General features: G+C 71.1%; 17 protein-coding genes. 13 read left to right on the forward strand and 4 right to left on the reverse strand.

Features of this window, described 5'->3' with window-relative positions:
* The first annotated feature begins 13 nt into the window (after positions 1-13).
* The 10 genes from glmS (at position 14) to MUN74_RS13505 (ending at position 8,040) form a co-directional block, all read left to right on the forward strand.
* A complete protein-coding gene (gene glmS, locus MUN74_RS13460) occupies positions 14-1,864 on the forward strand; it encodes a glutamine--fructose-6-phosphate transaminase (isomerizing) (RefSeq protein WP_244852843.1) in 1,851 nt (616 codons plus the stop codon).
* 19 nt (positions 1,865-1,883) lie between these two features.
* Positions 1,884-2,246: a holo-ACP synthase gene (locus MUN74_RS13465; protein ID WP_244852845.1), complete on the forward strand. Its 363-nt coding sequence runs from the start codon at positions 1,884-1,886 to the stop codon at positions 2,244-2,246.
* Positions 2,243-3,424: an alanine racemase gene (gene alr, locus MUN74_RS13470; protein ID WP_244852846.1), complete on the forward strand. Its 1,182-nt coding sequence runs from the start codon at positions 2,243-2,245 to the stop codon at positions 3,422-3,424. The genes MUN74_RS13465 and alr overlap by 4 nt, the downstream gene beginning before the upstream one ends.
* Before the next feature lie 32 nt (positions 3,425-3,456).
* Positions 3,457-3,957 carry a tRNA (adenosine(37)-N6)-threonylcarbamoyltransferase complex ATPase subunit type 1 TsaE gene (tsaE, locus tag MUN74_RS13475; RefSeq protein WP_244856456.1) on the forward strand — a complete coding sequence of 167 codons (501 nt, stop codon included), beginning with the start codon at positions 3,457-3,459 and terminating at the stop codon, positions 3,955-3,957.
* 43 nt (positions 3,958-4,000) lie between these two features.
* Positions 4,001-4,636, forward strand: coding sequence for a tRNA (adenosine(37)-N6)-threonylcarbamoyltransferase complex dimerization subunit type 1 TsaB (tsaB, locus tag MUN74_RS13480; protein ID WP_244852847.1), 636 nt, complete (start codon positions 4,001-4,003; stop codon positions 4,634-4,636).
* Positions 4,633-5,160 (forward strand): ribosomal protein S18-alanine N-acetyltransferase, encoded by a 528-nt coding sequence (gene rimI / locus MUN74_RS13485; RefSeq protein WP_244852849.1) that lies wholly within the window; start codon positions 4,633-4,635, stop codon positions 5,158-5,160. The genes tsaB and rimI overlap by 4 nt, the downstream gene beginning before the upstream one ends.
* Positions 5,157-6,212, forward strand: a complete 1,056-nt coding sequence (tsaD, locus tag MUN74_RS13490) for a tRNA (adenosine(37)-N6)-threonylcarbamoyltransferase complex transferase subunit TsaD (RefSeq protein ID WP_244852850.1) — start codon at positions 5,157-5,159, stop codon at positions 6,210-6,212. The genes rimI and tsaD overlap by 4 nt, the downstream gene beginning before the upstream one ends.
* A 136-nt stretch (positions 6,213-6,348) precedes the next feature.
* On the forward strand, positions 6,349-6,741 hold the full coding sequence (locus MUN74_RS13495) for a DUF4190 domain-containing protein (RefSeq protein ID WP_244852852.1): 393 nt from the start codon (positions 6,349-6,351) through the stop codon (positions 6,739-6,741).
* Between the two features lie 37 nt (positions 6,742-6,778).
* Positions 6,779-7,483 (forward strand): DUF4190 domain-containing protein, encoded by a 705-nt coding sequence (locus tag MUN74_RS13500; protein WP_244852854.1) that lies wholly within the window; start codon positions 6,779-6,781, stop codon positions 7,481-7,483.
* A gap of 8 nt (positions 7,484-7,491) precedes the next feature.
* Positions 7,492-8,040, forward strand: a complete 549-nt coding sequence (locus MUN74_RS13505; RefSeq protein WP_244852855.1) for a DUF4190 domain-containing protein — start codon at positions 7,492-7,494, stop codon at positions 8,038-8,040.
* Positions 8,041-8,102: 62 nt separating this feature from the next.
* On the opposite strand, the gene MUN74_RS13510 is transcribed toward MUN74_RS13505, so the two are convergent.
* Positions 8,103-9,302 (reverse strand): class I SAM-dependent methyltransferase, encoded by a 1,200-nt coding sequence (locus MUN74_RS13510; RefSeq protein ID WP_244852857.1) that lies wholly within the window; start codon positions 9,300-9,302, stop codon positions 8,103-8,105.
* A gap of 172 nt (positions 9,303-9,474) precedes the next feature.
* Between MUN74_RS13510 and groES the strand changes: the two genes are divergently transcribed.
* The 3 genes from groES (at position 9,475) to MUN74_RS13525 (ending at position 12,393) form a co-directional block, all read left to right on the forward strand.
* Complete coding sequence (groES, locus tag MUN74_RS13515; RefSeq protein WP_022889766.1) at positions 9,475-9,771, forward strand: co-chaperone GroES; 297 nt, start codon at positions 9,475-9,477, stop codon at positions 9,769-9,771.
* Positions 9,772-9,923: 152 nt separating this feature from the next.
* A complete protein-coding gene (gene rarD, locus MUN74_RS13520) occupies positions 9,924-10,862 on the forward strand; it encodes an EamA family transporter RarD (protein ID WP_244852859.1) in 939 nt (312 codons plus the stop codon).
* A 232-nt stretch (positions 10,863-11,094) separates the two neighbouring features.
* On the forward strand, positions 11,095-12,393 hold the full coding sequence (locus tag MUN74_RS13525; protein WP_244852861.1) for an ABC transporter substrate-binding protein: 1,299 nt from the start codon (positions 11,095-11,097) through the stop codon (positions 12,391-12,393).
* Between the two features lie 359 nt (positions 12,394-12,752).
* Here MUN74_RS13525 and MUN74_RS13530 read toward each other — a convergent pair whose 3' ends face one another.
* Genes MUN74_RS13530 through MUN74_RS13540 form a run of 3 tightly spaced genes read right to left on the reverse strand, consistent with a single transcriptional unit; the run spans position 12,753 to position 15,394 of the window.
* Entirely contained in the window at positions 12,753-13,523 is a 771-nt protein-coding gene (locus MUN74_RS13530) for an ABC transporter ATP-binding protein (RefSeq protein ID WP_244852863.1), read from the reverse strand.
* On the reverse strand, positions 13,510-14,424 hold the full coding sequence (locus MUN74_RS13535; RefSeq protein WP_244852865.1) for an ABC transporter ATP-binding protein: 915 nt from the start codon (positions 14,422-14,424) through the stop codon (positions 13,510-13,512). Before MUN74_RS13535 ends, MUN74_RS13530 begins: the two co-directional genes overlap by 14 nt.
* Positions 14,414-15,394 (reverse strand): branched-chain amino acid ABC transporter permease, encoded by a 981-nt coding sequence (locus MUN74_RS13540; RefSeq protein ID WP_244856457.1) that lies wholly within the window; start codon positions 15,392-15,394, stop codon positions 14,414-14,416. Before MUN74_RS13540 ends, MUN74_RS13535 begins: the two co-directional genes overlap by 11 nt.
* Between the last annotated feature and the right edge of the window lie 13 nt (positions 15,395-15,407).

Consider the following 15,407-nt stretch of genomic DNA (forward strand, 5'->3'; position numbering starts at 1 on the left):
TACAATCGCCTCCATGTGTGGAATCGTCGGATACGTCGGAGAGCGCAACAGCCTCGACGTCCTCATGGGCGGCCTGCGTCGCCTCGAATACCGTGGCTACGACTCGGCGGGGGTGGCGGTCGTCGACGACGACGGCGCCATCGAGACCGCGAAGCGGTCGGGCAAGCTCAAGGTCCTCGCCGACGAGCTCGAGCGCAATCCGCTGCACCGCGGCGGTACCGGCATCGGCCACACCCGCTGGGCGACCCACGGCGGACCGACGGACCGCAACGCCCACCCGCACCTGGGCGACGAGGGGCGCCTCGCGCTCATCCACAACGGCATCATCGAGAACTTCGCCGAGCTGAAGGACGAGCTCCTCGCCGACGGCTACTCGTTCGAGTCGGAGACCGACACCGAGGTCGCGGCCGTGCTGCTCGGCCGCGAGTACCGCGAGGCGGGCGACCTCCGCACGGCGTTCCGCAACACCGTCTCGCGCCTCGAGGGCGCGTTCACCCTGCTCGCCGTGCATCGCTCCGAGCCGGGCCTCGTCGTCGGCGCCCGCCGCAACTCTCCGCTCGTGATCGGCCTCGGCGAGGGCGAGAACTTCCTCGGCTCCGACGTCGCCGCCTTCGTCGAGTTCACGAAGCAGGCGGTCGCGGTCGGCCAGGACCAGATCGTGGCGATCACGGCCGACGAGGTCGTCGTCACCGACTTCGACGGCGCCCCCGTCGAGGTGGAGGCCTTCGAGGTCGCGTGGGACGCCTCGGCGGCCGAGAAGGGCGGCTGGTCGTCGTTCATGCGCAAGGAGGTGTCGGAGCAGCCCGACGCCGTCGCCAACACGCTGCGCGGTCGCATCGTCGACGGCACCGTCGTCATCCCCGAGCTCGAGTCGTTCGGTGACGACGAGCTCCGCGGCATCCGGCGCATCACCGTGATCGCGTGCGGCACCGCCTCGTACGCCGGCATGGTCGCGAAGTACGCGATCGAGCAGTGGGCGCGGGTCCCCGTCGAGGTCGAGCTCAGCCACGAGTTCCGCTACCGCGAGCCCGTGCTCGACGCCGACACGCTCGTCGTCTCGATCAGCCAGTCGGGCGAGACGATGGACACGCTCATGGCCGTCAAGTACGCCCGCGAGCAGGGGGCGCGCACGATCTCGGTGTGCAACACGCAGGGTGCGACGATCCCGCGCGAATCCGACGCGGTCGTCTACACGCACGCCGGCCCCGAGGTCGCGGTCGCCTCGACGAAGGCGTTCGTCGCGCAGATCACGGCGCTCTACCTGTTCGGCCTGCACCTCGCCCGCGTGCGCGGCACGCTCGACGACGCCGCCCTCGCGGCCCAGCTCGACGAGCTCACGGCGGTGCCCGAGAAGCTCGGCGCCGTGCTCGGCGAGGCCGAGAAGGTCACCCAGCTCGCGCACTGGATGGCCGACACCCGCTCGGTGCTGTTCCTCGGCCGCAACGTCGGCTACCCGATCGCGCTCGAGGGTGCGCTGAAGCTCAAGGAGCTCGCGTACATCCATGCCGAGGGCTTCGCCGCCGGCGAGCTCAAGCACGGGCCGATCGCCCTCATCGAGCCGGGCCAGCCGGTCTTCGTCGTCGTGCCGAGCCCCCGCCACGACGGCAGCCTGCACCCGAAGGTCGTCTCGAACATCCAGGAGATCCGCGCACGCGGCGCTCGCGTCATCGCCATCGCCGAGGCGGGCGACGCCGCGGTGCTGCCGTTCGCCGACGAGGTGGTGCGCATCCCGCTCGCCGCTCCGCTGTTCGAACCGCTCCTCGCGGTCGTGCCCCTGCAGATCTTCGCGATGGAGCTCTCGCAGGCGAAGGGCCTCGACGTCGACCAGCCGCGCAACCTCGCCAAGTCGGTGACGGTCGAGTGACCGAGAGCGCGGGGGTCGCGTGATCGCCGGCATCGGCATCGACGTCGTGGACATCGAGCGCTTCGAGCGCTCGATCGCCCGCACCCCCGCGCTCGTCGAGCGCCTGTTCGCCGAGAGCGAACGCGGTCGCCCGCCGCGCTCGCTCGCGGCCCGTTTCGCCGCCAAGGAGGCGCTCATCAAGGCACTCGGGGGCCACGCGGTCATCCGCTGGCACGACATGCGCATCATCCAGGACGCCGACGGCAATCCCGACTTCGCACTGTCCGGCGCGCTCGCCGAGCACGTCGCCGCGCTCGGCATCGACCGGGTGCACCTGTCGATGAGCCACGACGCCGGCATCGCGAGCGCGTTCGTCGTGCTCGAGGCGGTGGGCGGCCGATGAGCGACCAGAACGGGCAGGATGCCGCTGCGCCGGCGTTCCGCGAGGCGCTGATCGACCTCGACGCCGTCGTGCACAACGTGCGCACCGTCGCCGAGCGCGTCGCACCGGCCGAGATCATCGCCGTCGTCAAGGCCGACGCCTACGGGCACGGCGCCGTCGCGACGGCGCGGGCCGCCCTCGCCGCGGGCGCCACGAGGCTCGGCGTCGCCGACCTCGACGAGGCGTTCGAACTGCGCGACGCGGGCATCGACGCGCCCGTCGTCGCGTGGCTGCACGACCCCGGCGCCGACTTCGCCGCGGCGGTCGCCGCCGACGTCGAGCTCGGCGTCTCGAGCCGCGCCCAACTCGACGAGATCGCATCGGCGGCCGCCGGAGCAGCCGCCCGCGTGCACCTCAAGATCGACACCGGGCTCAGCCGCAACGGCGTGCCGGCCACCGAGTGGCCCGCGGTCGTCGCCCGGGCGGTCGAGCTCGAGCGGGCGGAGCGCATCGGCGTGGTCGGCATCTTCAGTCACTTCGCGAACACGTCGCGCGAGGTCGACGCCGACCAGCTCGCCGCGTTCGAGCGGGCGCTCGCGATCGCCGAGCAGGCCGGCCTCACGGGGCGCCTGCGCCACATCGCGTCGAGCGAGCAGGCGTTGCGCGACCCGTCGTCGCGCTACGACGCCGTGCGCATCGGCATCGGCCTGTACGGCCTCACCCCGTTCGGCGACGGCACGACCTCGGCCGACCTCGGGCTCACCCCGGCGATGACCCTGCGGGCGCGGGTCGCCGCGGTCCGCCGGGTCGACGCCGGCGCCGGAGCGTCGTACGGCCACATCTGGCACGCCAACGCCGAGACGACGCTCGCGCTCGTGCCGCTCGGCTACGCCGACGGCATCCCGCGGCAGGCCTCGGGGCAGGGCGCCGAGGTGCTCATCGGCGGGCGTCGCCGCCCCGTGGTCGGCCGTGTCGCGATGGACCAGTTCATCGTCGACGCCGGCGACGCACCGGTCGCGGTGGGCGACGAGGTCGTCGTGTTCGGCGACCCGGCGACGGGCGCCCCGACCGCCGACGAATGGGGGGCCGCGGCCGGCACGATCGGCTACGAGATCGTCACCCGCATCGGCCCGCGCGTGCCCCGGCGCTACACGGGCGGCCCGCGCACGGTGCCGTGGCCCGAGGCCGAAGACCTGTGAGCCGTTCGTTCGAGATCCCCGACGCCGACGCCATGGAGGCGTTCGGCCGGCGACTCGGCGCAGCGCTCAGCGCCGGCGACCTCGTCGTGCTCACCGGCCCGCTCGGCGCGGGCAAGACGACGCTCACGCGCGGCATCGGTGCCGGCCTCGGCGTGCGCGGTCCCGTGCAGAGCCCGACCTTCGTGCTCGCCCGCACGCACCCGAGCCTCGGCGACGGTCCGCCGCTCGTGCACGTCGACGCCTACCGGCTCGGCAGTGCGGAGCTCGTCGACGACCTCGACCTCGACTTCGCGCGGTCGGTCGTCGTCGTCGAGTGGGGCGCCGGCCTCGTCGAGGAGGCGGGCGACGCCTGGCTCGAGATCGTGATCGAGCGACCGACGGGGGCGAGTGCGGCGAGCGACGCAGGCCCCGACGGTCCGGGCGCCCCCGAGGCGGGCGACCCCGGGGCATCCGACCTCGACGGCGACGAGCCGCGCACGGTGACGCTCACCGGTCCGTTGCTGGCACGGGTGGGCGACGCGCTCGACGACTGAACCGGCGGCCTGGGGGCGTCCGATTCCGAATTAGGCTTGGAACATGCTGCTGGCGATCGACACCTCGACGGGCACGAGCGTCGCCATCGTCGACCGCGACCGCGCGACCGGCGACCTGCGAACGCTCGCCGAGACCGGCACCGACGACACCATGCGGCACGCCGAGGTGATCGGCGGATTCATCCGCGACGCCCTCGCCACCGCGGGCATCGACCCCGCGAGCCTCTCCGGCGTCGCGGGCGGCATGGGTCCCGGCCCGTTCACGGGCCTGCGCGTCGGCATCGCCGCGGCGCACGCGTTCGCCCTCGGCATCGACCGCCCGTTCGTGCCGGTGCCGAGCCACGACGCGATCGCCTGGAGCCGCTACACCGCGGGCGAGACCGGTCCGCTGCAGGTCGTCACCGACGCGAGGCGGCGCGAGTTCGCGATCTCGGAGTACGACGGACTCGACGCCGACGGCCTGCCCGTGCGGCTGTCCGGCCCAGGGCTGGTGCCGCGCGACGCACTGCCCGACCCGGTCGGCGCGCGCTTCGAAGCGACGATCGTCTCGGCCGCCGCGGTCGGCCTCGTCGCCGAGCTCGCCTTCGCCGCCGGCCGGCTGCCGCTCACCGACGACGCGCCGCTCTACCTGCGCGCCCCCGACGTGACCCCTTCGGCAGGCAAGCGGGTGCTCCGGTGAGCGTGTTCATGCGTCGGGCGAAGCCGGCCGACCTCGAGGCCGTCATGCAGCTCGAGCGGGCGACGTTCACCGACGACGCCTGGCCCGAGGAGGCCATGCGGCGCGAGATCGAGAGCCCGCACGGCTACTACCTCGTCGCCGTCGACGACGAGCACGACGAGGATGCCGCGTGGCCGCCGCTGCTCGGCTACGCCGGGCTGCTCGCCCCGTCGGGCGGCGACCAGGGCGACATCCAGACCATCGCGATCGACCCCGCCGCGCGCGGCATGGGGCTCGGCCGCGGCCTCATGCACGCGCTCATCACCGAGTCGCGCCGCCGGGGCATCGCGCAGCTCTTCCTCGAGGTGCGGGCCGACAACCCGATCGCCCGGTCCCTCTACGACTCGCTCGGGTTCGTCGAGATCGGGGTGCGGCCCCGCTACTACCGAAACGGGGTCGACGCCGTGCTCATGCGGCTCGACGTGCCGCCGGCGGTGACCCGGCCGGCCGCCGACGGGCCCGGGCCGATCGGAGGCAACCGATGAACACCGACGCACCGCTCATCCTCGGCATCGAGACCTCGTGCGACGAGACCGGCGTCGGCATCGTGCGGGGCCAGACCCTGCTGGCCAACGTCATCGCCTCGTCGATGGAGGAGCACGCCCGATACGGCGGCGTCGTGCCAGAGGTGGCCGCGCGGGCGCACCTCGAGGCGCTCGGCCCGACGATCCGGGCGGCGCTCGCCGAGGCATCCGTCTCGCTCGACGACCTCGACGGGGTGGCCGTGACGAGCGGTCCGGGGCTCGCCGGGGCGCTCATGGTCGGGGTCGGCGCCGCCAAGGCGCTCGCGCTGTCGAAGGGCCTGCCGATCTACGCGGTCAACCACCTCGTCGGGCACGTCGGCGCCGACCTGCTCGACGCGGCCGACCCGCTCGAGACGCCCACCGTGGCGCTCCTCGTCTCGGGCGGGCACACCTCGCTGCTGCTCGTGCGCGATCTCGTCTCGGACGTCGAACTGCTGGGCGAGACGATCGACGACGCGGCCGGCGAGGCGTTCGACAAGGTCGCCCGCGTGCTCGGCCTGCCCTACCCGGGCGGACCCGAGATCGACCGCGCGGCCGTCGGCGGCGACCCGAACGCGATCCGCTTCCCGCGCGGGCTCACCCGGCCGAAAGACCTGGTCGCCCACCGCTGGGACTTCAGCTTCTCCGGCCTGAAGACCGCCGTCGCGCGATGGGTCGAGCAGCGCGAGGCCGCAGGCTCGCCCGTGCCGACGGCCGACGTGGCCGCGAGCTTCCGCGAGGCGGTCGTCGACGTGCTCGTCTCCAAGGCGGTCGACGCGTGCACCGAGCTCGGCGTGCCGAGGCTGCTGCTCGGGGGCGGCGTCATCGCGAACGCGAGGCTGCGCGAGGTCGCGACCGAGCGGGCGGATGCCGCCGGCATCGCGCTGCGCATTCCGCCGTTGTCGCTCTGCACCGACAACGGCGCGATGATCGCGGCGCTCGGTGCCCAGCTCGTGATGGCGGGACATGCTCCGTCCGAGCTCGGATTCGGCGCCGACTCGACGCTGCCCGTCACCGAGATCCAGGTCGTCTGACGCAAGAATCCTGTGCGCGAGGGTGCTCCCGCGATAGTGTGGGGGCGAAAACACCGGGTCGTCGACATCGATCGCGCCCCGAGCGCCTGCCGCACCGGCAGCAGCGCATCACACACAGCATCGAGGGGAACCAACCGTGACCGACCCGAACCTTCCCGAGCAGCCCGCCTCCCAGCCGGCTCCGCCTGCTCCCGAGGCTCCTGCCGCTCCTGCCGCACCCGCCTACGGCGCGCCCGCAGCGCCCGCTGCACCGGCCTACGCCGCCCCGGCCTACTCGGCCCCGGCGAGCTCGAAGACCAACGTGCTCGCGATCGTCTCGCTCGTCTCGGCCTTCTTCATCTCCCTCGTCGCCGTCATCACGGGCCACATCGCGCTCAGCCAGATCAAGAAGACCGGTGAGCAGGGTCGCGGCCTCGCCATCGCCGGCCTCATCATCGGCTACGTCGGCCTCGTCGTGGGCCTGATCTGGATCGTGTTCGCGATCATCATCGCCGGCGTCGCCGCGTCGCAGGGCTACAGCACGTACTGAATCCCATCGGCCCTGTCGCGAATCTGAGGGGGAAGAAATGACTGATCCGAGAAATCCCGACGAGACGCCCGAGACCCCCGAGGTCCCCGGCGCCCCCGTCGAGCCCGAGGTGCCGAGCGTGCCCGAACCCGACCTTCCTGCTCCGGCGGAACCGGGCGTGCCCGGCGAGCCCGAGCCGGTCGTGCCGGTCGATGCGTCAGCGTCGGGGCCCGAGGTGCCCGAGGTGCCGAGCGCACCCGAGCCCCCGGCCGCCCCCGAACCGCCCGCGCCGCCTGCACCCCCGGCGCCCCCGGCGCCGCCCGCGTACGGCACGCCCGGTGCGACGCCGCCGGCATACGGTTCGGCGACCCCGCCGCCTCCGCCCGCGCCGAACGCGTACGGTGCGCCCGCGGCGCAGCCCGCGTACGGTGCGCCCGGCTACGCGGCACCGGCCTACGGTGCGGCTCCCGCGAAGAAGACGCCGGTGTTCAGCCTCATCTCGCTGATCGCCGGCATCGTGGGCCTCGTCGGCTTCGCCGTCGTGTTCCTGCCGTTCATCGGCGGCGTGCTGCAGCTGTTCATCCCGGCTGCGGCGGTGGTGCTCGGCTTCATCGGCAAGAGCAAGGAGCCGCAGGCGAAGGGCATGTGGCTGACCGGCATCATCCTCGGGTTCGTCGGCATCGGCATCGCGCTGCTGTCGTTCGTGCTCTGGGGCGTGCTCTTCTCGACGGCGGACTACTACTCGCCGTCGTACGACTACTGAGCGACGAGATGACGGAACGTGAGGGGGCTTCGCCTGACGGCGAGGCCCCCGACCGTCTGCCCCGGCGCGACGACGGGCCGGTCGACCCGCTCGCGCCCTACCGGCCGGCCGAACCCACCTTCCGCGCCGACCCCGCCGTGCGCGAACCCGAGCCCGCCGTGCGCGAGCCCGCCGCGCTCGAGCCCGACCAGCGCGAGTTCGACGTGCCCGTCGACACCGACCAGCTGCGCCGCATCTCGACGGGGCAGCTGCTCATCGTGCACCGCGCCGGCTTCGACGCCGCCGAGGCGATCGAAGAGGAGGAGGAGCAGCAGCGCCGGGCGTTCAGCTGGGTCTCCGCCGTCACGGGCGTGATCGGTGCCGCGGCGTCGCTCTTCGTCGGCTGGATGCTGCCCCTGTCGATCGCCGCGATCGTGTTCGGCGTGCTCGGCCTGCGCCGCGAGGAGCACGGCCGCGCCCTCGCGTTCACCGGCATCGGCACGGGCCTGGCCGGACTCGTGTTCTCAGCCGTCTGGATCGGCTACTACGCGATCGTGTTCGGGGCGCTCCCGGTCTGAGGGTTTCGAGCCGCGTCCTCCTTGGGCGGTTTCGAGACGCGTCCTCCTTCGTCGGGCGCTCCTCAACCCGCGGTGGCGAGCCGCTCGACGAGCAGCGCCACATGACGGCCCTGCTCACGGGTGAGCACGATCGTCGCGCGCTCGGCGCCCTTGAGCTTCAGCCGGGTGCGCAGCGCCGCCGGGTCGACGTCGACGCCGCGCTTCTTGATCTCGACGGTGCCGACGCCGCGTGCCTGCAGCGCCTGACGCAGTCCGCGCTCGTCGGCTGGCAGCCGTTCGAGCACCCGGAAGCCCCGGGCGAACGGTGAATCGATGGCGGTGTCGGCCGTGAGGTAGGCGATGCCGGAGCTCAGCATCCAGGCACCGTTCGCCCGGGCGAGGTCGCCGATGAGCCGTGCCCGGATGACCGCGCCGTCGGGCTCGTAGAGGAAGTCGCCGAGCGGCCCGTCGGGTGCGTCCTCGCTGTCAGCGGGGGCGACGAGCTCGTACGCGGCCTCGCCGCGGATGACGAGCGCCGAGCGCCCGATGCCGGGGCGTGCGAGGGCACCGAGCCAGACGCCGAGCTCGACGACGTCGCCGTCGACCGAGACCCACTGCGCCTCGGCGCCCGCCGGAATCACGTCGCGATCGGTGCCGGGGCCGAGCTTCACGCCCACCGCCATCCGGTCGGCGAGCCCGAACGCGAAGTCGAGGCTCGGCGAATACGCCGAGGCATCCGCGATGCGCGTCGTCGTGCCGCCCGCGGTCGTGCGCCGCGCCGGGTCGAGCCAGGCGCCGTCGATGCCGCCGAGCGCGACGTCCTCCGCGCGCGAGTGCAGCACCTGCGCGTGCGGGAACGGCGTGAGGTTGTACGCCGCGATCGCCGCGGTGACCTCGTCGGCGTCGGCCGCCGTGACCTCGAGGTCGATCGCGGCCATCGCGAGGGCGTCGCCGCCGATGCCGCAGCCGAGGTCGGCGACGTGGCGGACGCCCGCCCGCGAGAACCGTCCGGCGTGCAGGGCGGCGACCTGCAGGCGGGTCGCCTGCTCGAGGCCGGCCTCGGTGAACAGCATGCGGTCGGCGAACGGCCCGAACTTGGATGCGGCCTTCGCGCGCAGCTTCGACTGGGTGAGCACGGCCGCGACGAGCCCGGCGTCGTGGCCCCGCCGGCGGAGCTCGGCGACCGTCTTGACGATGTCGGCCTTCGAGTCCCACGCGGGCAGGGCGTCGAGCAGCCGCAGGCCTTCGGGGGAGAGCAGTGCGACGAGGTCGGAGCGTTCCACCCCAGAACGCTATATCACCGGCGCATCCGCCGCTGTTCGCCAGACGTGAACGACGTTGGCACTCACGTTGCACGAGTGCCAGAACGCGCCTAGACTCGCTTTAGCACTCTCGCTCTGAGGCTGCTAACCAGTCTTCGTCAAAAGACGCATCCGTCTAGAAAAGGGGTCAACCGTGTCGGTTTCCATCAAGCCGCTCGAGGATCGCATCGTCATCAAGCAGGTCGAGGCCGAGCAGACCACGGCGTCGGGTCTCGTCATCCCCGACACCGCGAAGGAGAAGCCGCAGGAGGGCGAGGTCGTCGCCGTCGGCCCCGGTCGCATCGACGACAACGGCAACCGCGTCCCGCTCGACGTCGCCGTCGGCGACAAGGTCATCTACTCGAAGTACGGCGGCACCGAGGTCAAGTTCGGCGGCGAGGACTTCCTCGTGCTGTCGGCCCGCGACGTGCTCGCGGTCGTCGTTCGCTGAGCGACCCGACATCCGTGCTGACGGCCCGGAGGCTTCGGCCTCCGGGCCGTTCGTCGTCTCCGGGGTGGCGCTGTCGTCATGGCGGGCCGACCGCGTGGCATCCTCGGTCGAATCGATTCAGCCGGATCATCCGGCGGGCGTAGGCTGTATCGGTGAATTCCCGCTCAGCGCCCGCCGGTCACGGCGCGATCAGCCGACCGGGTCTCGGCTACGCGATCTCCGCGTACCTGCTCTGGGGCGTGCTGCCCATCTACTTCATCGCGCTGCAGCCGACCGGCTCGGTCGAGATCGTCGCCTGGCGCATCCTGCTCTCGCTCGTCTTCTGCGCCCTGCTCATCACCGTGACCCGGGGGTGGGCGAGGTTCGTCGCGCTCCTGCGCGACCGCCGCGTGCTCTTCACGATGGCCGCCGCCGGCGCGCTCATCTTCGTCAACTGGGAGACGTACGTCTACGCGGCCGTGAACGAGCAGGTCGTCGAGGCATCCCTCGGCTACTTCATCAACCCGATCGTGACGATCTTCCTCGGCGTGCTCATCCTGCGGGAGCGCCTCAACCCGACCCAGTGGGTCGCGGTCGGCATCTCGATGGTCGCCGTCATCGTGCTCGCGGTCGGCCACGGGCAGTTCCCGTGGATCGCGCTGCTGCTCGCCTTCTCGTTCGGGTTCTACGGACTCATCAAGAAGCGGGTCGGCCCGCGGGTCGACGCCGTCTCGGGGCTCACGCTCGAGACGCTGTGGCTCGCGCCGGTCGCCGGCGTTCAGCTGTGGTGGATCGCGGCCACCGAGGGGCTCACGATGGGCGCCTACGGTGCGTGGCACGCGGTGCTGCTCTCGCTCGCGGGCGTCGTCACCGCGGTGCCGCTGCTGCTGTTCGCGGCGGCGTCGAGACGGCTGCCGCTCATCTACATGGGGTTCATCCAGTACTTCGCGCCGTTCATCCAGTTCATCGTGGGCGTCGCGGTGCTCGGCGAGCCGATGCCGCCCGAGCGCTGGATCGGCTTCGGTCTCGTCTGGGTGGCGCTCGCCGTGCTCACCTTCGACCTCGTGCGCAGTGCCCGGTCGGCCAGGCGGGTGTTCGCCGAGCCCGTGTGAGCCGCGTCCGGCACCACGCCGCTGCGGCGGAATCCGCACCAGATGACGCCGTGTGACGCGGATTTCGTGCGTCCGACGCCCGAAAGGTGTCGACCCGGTAACGATCCGGCCGGTGTTACCGGGTTGTGACCGCGGTGACTTGTCTCGGCGGGACACCCCGGCATACTGTCGATCAACGGCGTCGTTACGGCGCTTGATCGTTTCAGCAATTCCTTCAGTCCCAAGGAGCAACATGAGCGTCTTCGCGAAGGCTTCGGCCAAGCGTTCTGCGCGCGCTGCCTGGACGGGTCTCGCCATCGTCGGCGTCAGCACCCTCCTGCTCACCGCGTGCACTTCAGGCGGCACCCCGTCGTCGACCGAGAGCGAGAAGCCCGCCGATTCCGGCGACGCCCTGCAGGTGGAGGCGGGCGACCGCGACCTCACGCTGAAGGTCGGCCAGATCGCGCCGCAGTCCGGCACCCTCGCGGTGCTCGGCCCGCCCCAGATCGCCGCCGCGCAGCTCGCGGTGAACGACATCAACGCCGCCGACCTCGGCATCAACGTCGAGCTGACCCTCCGCGACGAGGGCGACAGCACGGTCGATGTCGCGACCGGTTCGGTCACCGACCTGCTCTCGCAGGACGTCGCGGCCATCTCGGGTGCTGCGGCCTCGGCGACGACCCGCAACATCTACGAGCAGGTCACGAGCGCCGGCGTCGTGCTCATGTCGCCGTCGAACACGGGTCTCGACCTGTCGTCGATCAACGACAACGGGCTGTACTTCCGCACCGCGCCGTCCGACCTCCTCCAGGGCGAGGTGCTCGGCAACCTGGTCGCCGAAGACGGCAACTCGACGCTCGGCATCATCTACCAGAACGACGCCTACGGCACCGGCTTCGCCGACGCCACGAAGAAGGCGTTCGAGGGTGCCGGCGGCGAGGTCGTGGCCGAGTCGTCGTTCAACACGGGCGACACGAACTTCTCGACCCAGATCGGCGACGTGACGGCTCAGAACCCCGACGCGATCGTGATCATCTCGTTCGACGAGGCGAAGGTCATCATCCCCGACCTGGTCGGCAGCGGTTTCCCCGGTGACAAGATCTACCTCACCGACGGCAACCGTCTCGACTACAGCAAGGACTTCGCCCCCGGCCTCATCAAGGGTGCCAAGGCGACGACCCCGGGTCTCGACCTCGCGTCGCTCGGTGACTTCACCGACCGCCTGAAGGAGATCGACCCCAGTCTGACCGACTTCACCTACGCGGCCGAGTCGTACGACAACATCGTGCTGTTCGCGCTCGCGGCCTACGCGGCCAACAAGACCGACGGCCAGTCGATCGCCGACTACCTCACGCAGATCTCCGGCTCGACCGGCGACGGCGAGAAGGTGACCGACTTCGCCGACGGTGCGAAGGCGCTCGCCGAGGGCAAGCAGATCGACTACGACGGCCTGTCGGGCCCCATCTCGTTCGATGAGAACGGCGACCCGCAGGGTGCCACGATCGGCATCTACGAGTACAACGACCAGAACGTGTCGGAGCGCATCAACTGACGCTCTGAGACTCGAACCGAACGGCCCCGGCGCTCGCGCCGGGGCCGTTCGCGCGTGTGAGGGGCGTTCGCGGGGGTGGTGGGGTGTGCGCTTGCGCGGGGGCGTCGTCGTTGCGCAGTGGGCCGCTCACGCCGTCTGGAGGCGCCGCGGTCATCGAACGGGCAGAGATCGTCCGGGATGCTCCAATCCTGGACGATCTTTGCCCACTCGATCGTGGCACGGGTGGTGCGGCTGGTGCGGGTGGTGAGTAGGTGGAGGGTGACGGCCACAGGACGTGGCGCGCACGACCCCGAGAACGCAGAACGGGCGGATGCCGCAGCATCCGCCCGTTCTCAGCGTTCAGGCGTTCGCTGCCCGGGTCAGTCGTCCTGGCCGAGCGTGCCGAGGTAGAGGCCGATCACCTTCGGGTCGTTGAGCAGTTCGCGTCCGGTGCCCGTGTAGGCGTCGCGGCCCTGGTCGAGCACGTACCCGCGGTCGCAGATCTGCAGGCAGCGGCGCGCGTTCTGCTCGACCATGATGGTCGTCACCCCGGCCTTGTTGATCTCCTTGACGCGCAGGAACGCCTCGTCCTGGCGGACGGGCGAGAGGCCGGCGCTCGGCTCGTCGAGCAGCAGCACGTGCGGCCCCATCATGAGCGCACGCGACATCGCGACCATCTGCCGTTCACCGCCCGAGAGCGACCCGGCGCGCTGGCCGAGCCGCTTGCCGAGCTCGGGGAAGATCGCCGTGACGAACTCGAGCCGTTCGGCGAGGCCCTTGGGCCGCAGGTAGATGCCCATCTCGAGGTTCTCGCGGATCGTGAGCGACGGGAACACGTTGTTCGTCTGCGGCACGAAGCCGACGCCCTTGCCGACGAGCTTGTTCGCCTTGAGGTTCGTGATCTCCTCGCCGTTCAGGAAGATGCCGCCCTCGCGCACCTTCACGAGACCGAAGATCGACTTCAGGAGCGTCGACTTGCCGGCGCCGTTCGGGCCGATGATGCCGATCAGCTCGCCGGGCGCCGCGGTCAGCGAGCACCCGTTGAGGATGTTCACACCGGGCAGGTACCCGGCGGTGATCGAGCGCACCTCGACGACGACGTCGCCCGCGGGCGGCTGCACGGCGGCGGGTGCGGGGCTACTGTTCGTCATCGATGAGCTCCTTCAGCGCTTCGACGTGTCCGGTGTCGGCGGCGCCGAGATCCTGGTCGTGGTGCTGGCCGAGGTAGGCGTCGATCACGGCCTGGTCCTGCATGACCGAGTGCGGGTCGCCCTCGGCGACGACCTTGCCCTCGGCCATCACGATCACCCAGTCGGCGATGTGGCGCACCATGTGCATGTCGTGCTCGACGAAGAGCACCGTCATGCCCTGGGTCTTCAGGTCGAGGATGTGGTCGAGCAGCGACTGGGTGAGCGCCGGGTTGACGCCTGCCATGGGCTCGTCGAGCATGACGAGCGTCGGGTCGCTCATGAGCGCCCTCGCCATCTCGAGGAGCTTGCGCTGGCCGCCCGACAGGCTCGCCGCGTAGTCGTCCTTCTTCGCGTCGAGCTTGAACCGGCCGAGGAGTTCGAGGGCCTTCGCCTCGATCTCGTCGTCCTGCTTGCGCCAGAGGAACGGCAGCATGGCCCGGAACAGGTTCTCGCCGCGCTGCCCCGTCGCCCCGAGCTTCATGTTGTCCATGACGGTCAGGAGCCCGAGGGCCTTCGTGAGCTGGAACGTGCGGATGAGACCCATCCGCGCGACCTTGAACGCGGGCACGTGCGCGAGAGAGGTGCCGTCGAAGCTCCAGTTGCCGGTGTCGGGCTTGTCGAACCCGGTCAGCAGGTTGAAGAACGTGGTCTTGCCGGCACCGTTGGGCCCGATGAGGGCCGTGATCGCGCCGCGCGGGATCTCGACGTGGGCGACGTCGACCGCGGTGAGGCCGCCGAACGTGCGCTTGACGCCGTCGGCGATGAGGATCGGATCGGTCTTCTTGCAACCCGGCTCGGCGTCGCCGACGTGCAGGCCGACGCTCTTGACGGGCTTCTTCGTGGGAGCGGCGTCACTTGACAAAGGACATCTCCTTCTTGTTTCCGAGCATGCCCTGTGGTCTGAACACGACCATGAGCATGATCGCCACGCCGACGAGGATGAACCGCAGCTGGCCCGACTGCACCTCGGAGATGGGCAGCCAGCCGGCCTCGACGGCTCGGGCGACGAATCCCGAGAAGAACGACAGCGCGACCCAGAAGACGATCGAGCCGAGCACCGGGCCGAAGACCGTCGCGGCACCGCCGAGCAGCAGGATCGCCCACGTGAAGAAGGTGAGCGACGTCGCGTAGTTCGCCGGCACCACGGCGCGGGGCAGGATGAAGATCATGCCCGCGAACGTGCCGAGCACGCCGCCGAGGATGAGGCTCTGCATCTTGTAGGCGTAGACGTTCTTGCCGAGCGAGCGCACGGCGTCCTCGTCCTCGCGGATGCCCTTGAGCACGCGGCCCCAGGGGCTGCGCATGAGCATCCAGACGAGCACGCACGCGATCGCGACGATCACCCAGGCGACGAGGATGCTCCACCAGTCGTTGGCGCTGAACACCCAGGGCCCGAAACCGGCGGTGCCGGAGAAGTGGAACGGGTTGAGCGCCCGGAATCCGTCTTTGTACTCGCTCAGGCCGTTCGCGGAGCCCGTGACGTCGCGGAACGTGTTGGTCGTGAACAGCAGTCGCAGGATCTCGGCCGCCGCGATCGTCACGATGGCGAGGTAGTCGGCGCGCAGCCGCAGCGTCGGGATGCCGAGGATGAGCGCGAAGACGACGGATGCGCCGACGCCGACGAGCACGGACGCCCACACGGGGAACCCGAACGTCAGGGTCGAGATCGCATAGCCGTAGGCGCCGAGCGCCATGAATCCGGCCTGGCCGAAGTTCAGGAGGCCGGTGTAGCCGAAGTGCACCGCGAGGCCGAGGGCCGCGAGCGCGTAGGCGGCGGTGGTCGGGCTCAGCACCTCGACGGCCGCGTTCGAGAAGATTGCTCCCCAATCGATCATTTCGGTCCTC

The sequence above is a fragment of the Agromyces sp. H17E-10 genome (assembly GCF_022919715.1).
In the GTDB taxonomy this organism is placed as follows: Bacteria; Actinomycetota; Actinomycetes; order Actinomycetales; family Microbacteriaceae; genus Agromyces.

Coding starts and splice junctions, on each gene's coding strand:
- glmS (WP_244852843.1), top strand. CDS start 14: ATGTGTGGAATCGTCGGATACGTCGGAGAGCGCAACAGCCTCGACGTC.
- alr (WP_244852846.1), top strand. CDS start 2,243: ATGAGCGACCAGAACGGGCAGGATGCCGCTGCGCCGGCGTTCCGCGAG.
- tsaE (WP_244856456.1), top strand. CDS start 3,457: ATGGAGGCGTTCGGCCGGCGACTCGGCGCAGCGCTCAGCGCCGGCGAC.
- tsaB (WP_244852847.1), top strand. CDS start 4,001: ATGCTGCTGGCGATCGACACCTCGACGGGCACGAGCGTCGCCATCGTC.
- tsaD (WP_244852850.1), top strand. CDS start 5,157: ATGAACACCGACGCACCGCTCATCCTCGGCATCGAGACCTCGTGCGAC.
- MUN74_RS13500 (WP_244852854.1), top strand. CDS start 6,779: ATGACTGATCCGAGAAATCCCGACGAGACGCCCGAGACCCCCGAGGTC.
- MUN74_RS13505 (WP_244852855.1), top strand. CDS start 7,492: ATGACGGAACGTGAGGGGGCTTCGCCTGACGGCGAGGCCCCCGACCGT.
- MUN74_RS13525 (WP_244852861.1), top strand. CDS start 11,095: ATGAGCGTCTTCGCGAAGGCTTCGGCCAAGCGTTCTGCGCGCGCTGCC.
- MUN74_RS13530 (WP_244852863.1), bottom strand. CDS start 13,523: ATGACGAACAGTAGCCCCGCACCCGCCGCCGTGCAGCCGCCCGCGGGC.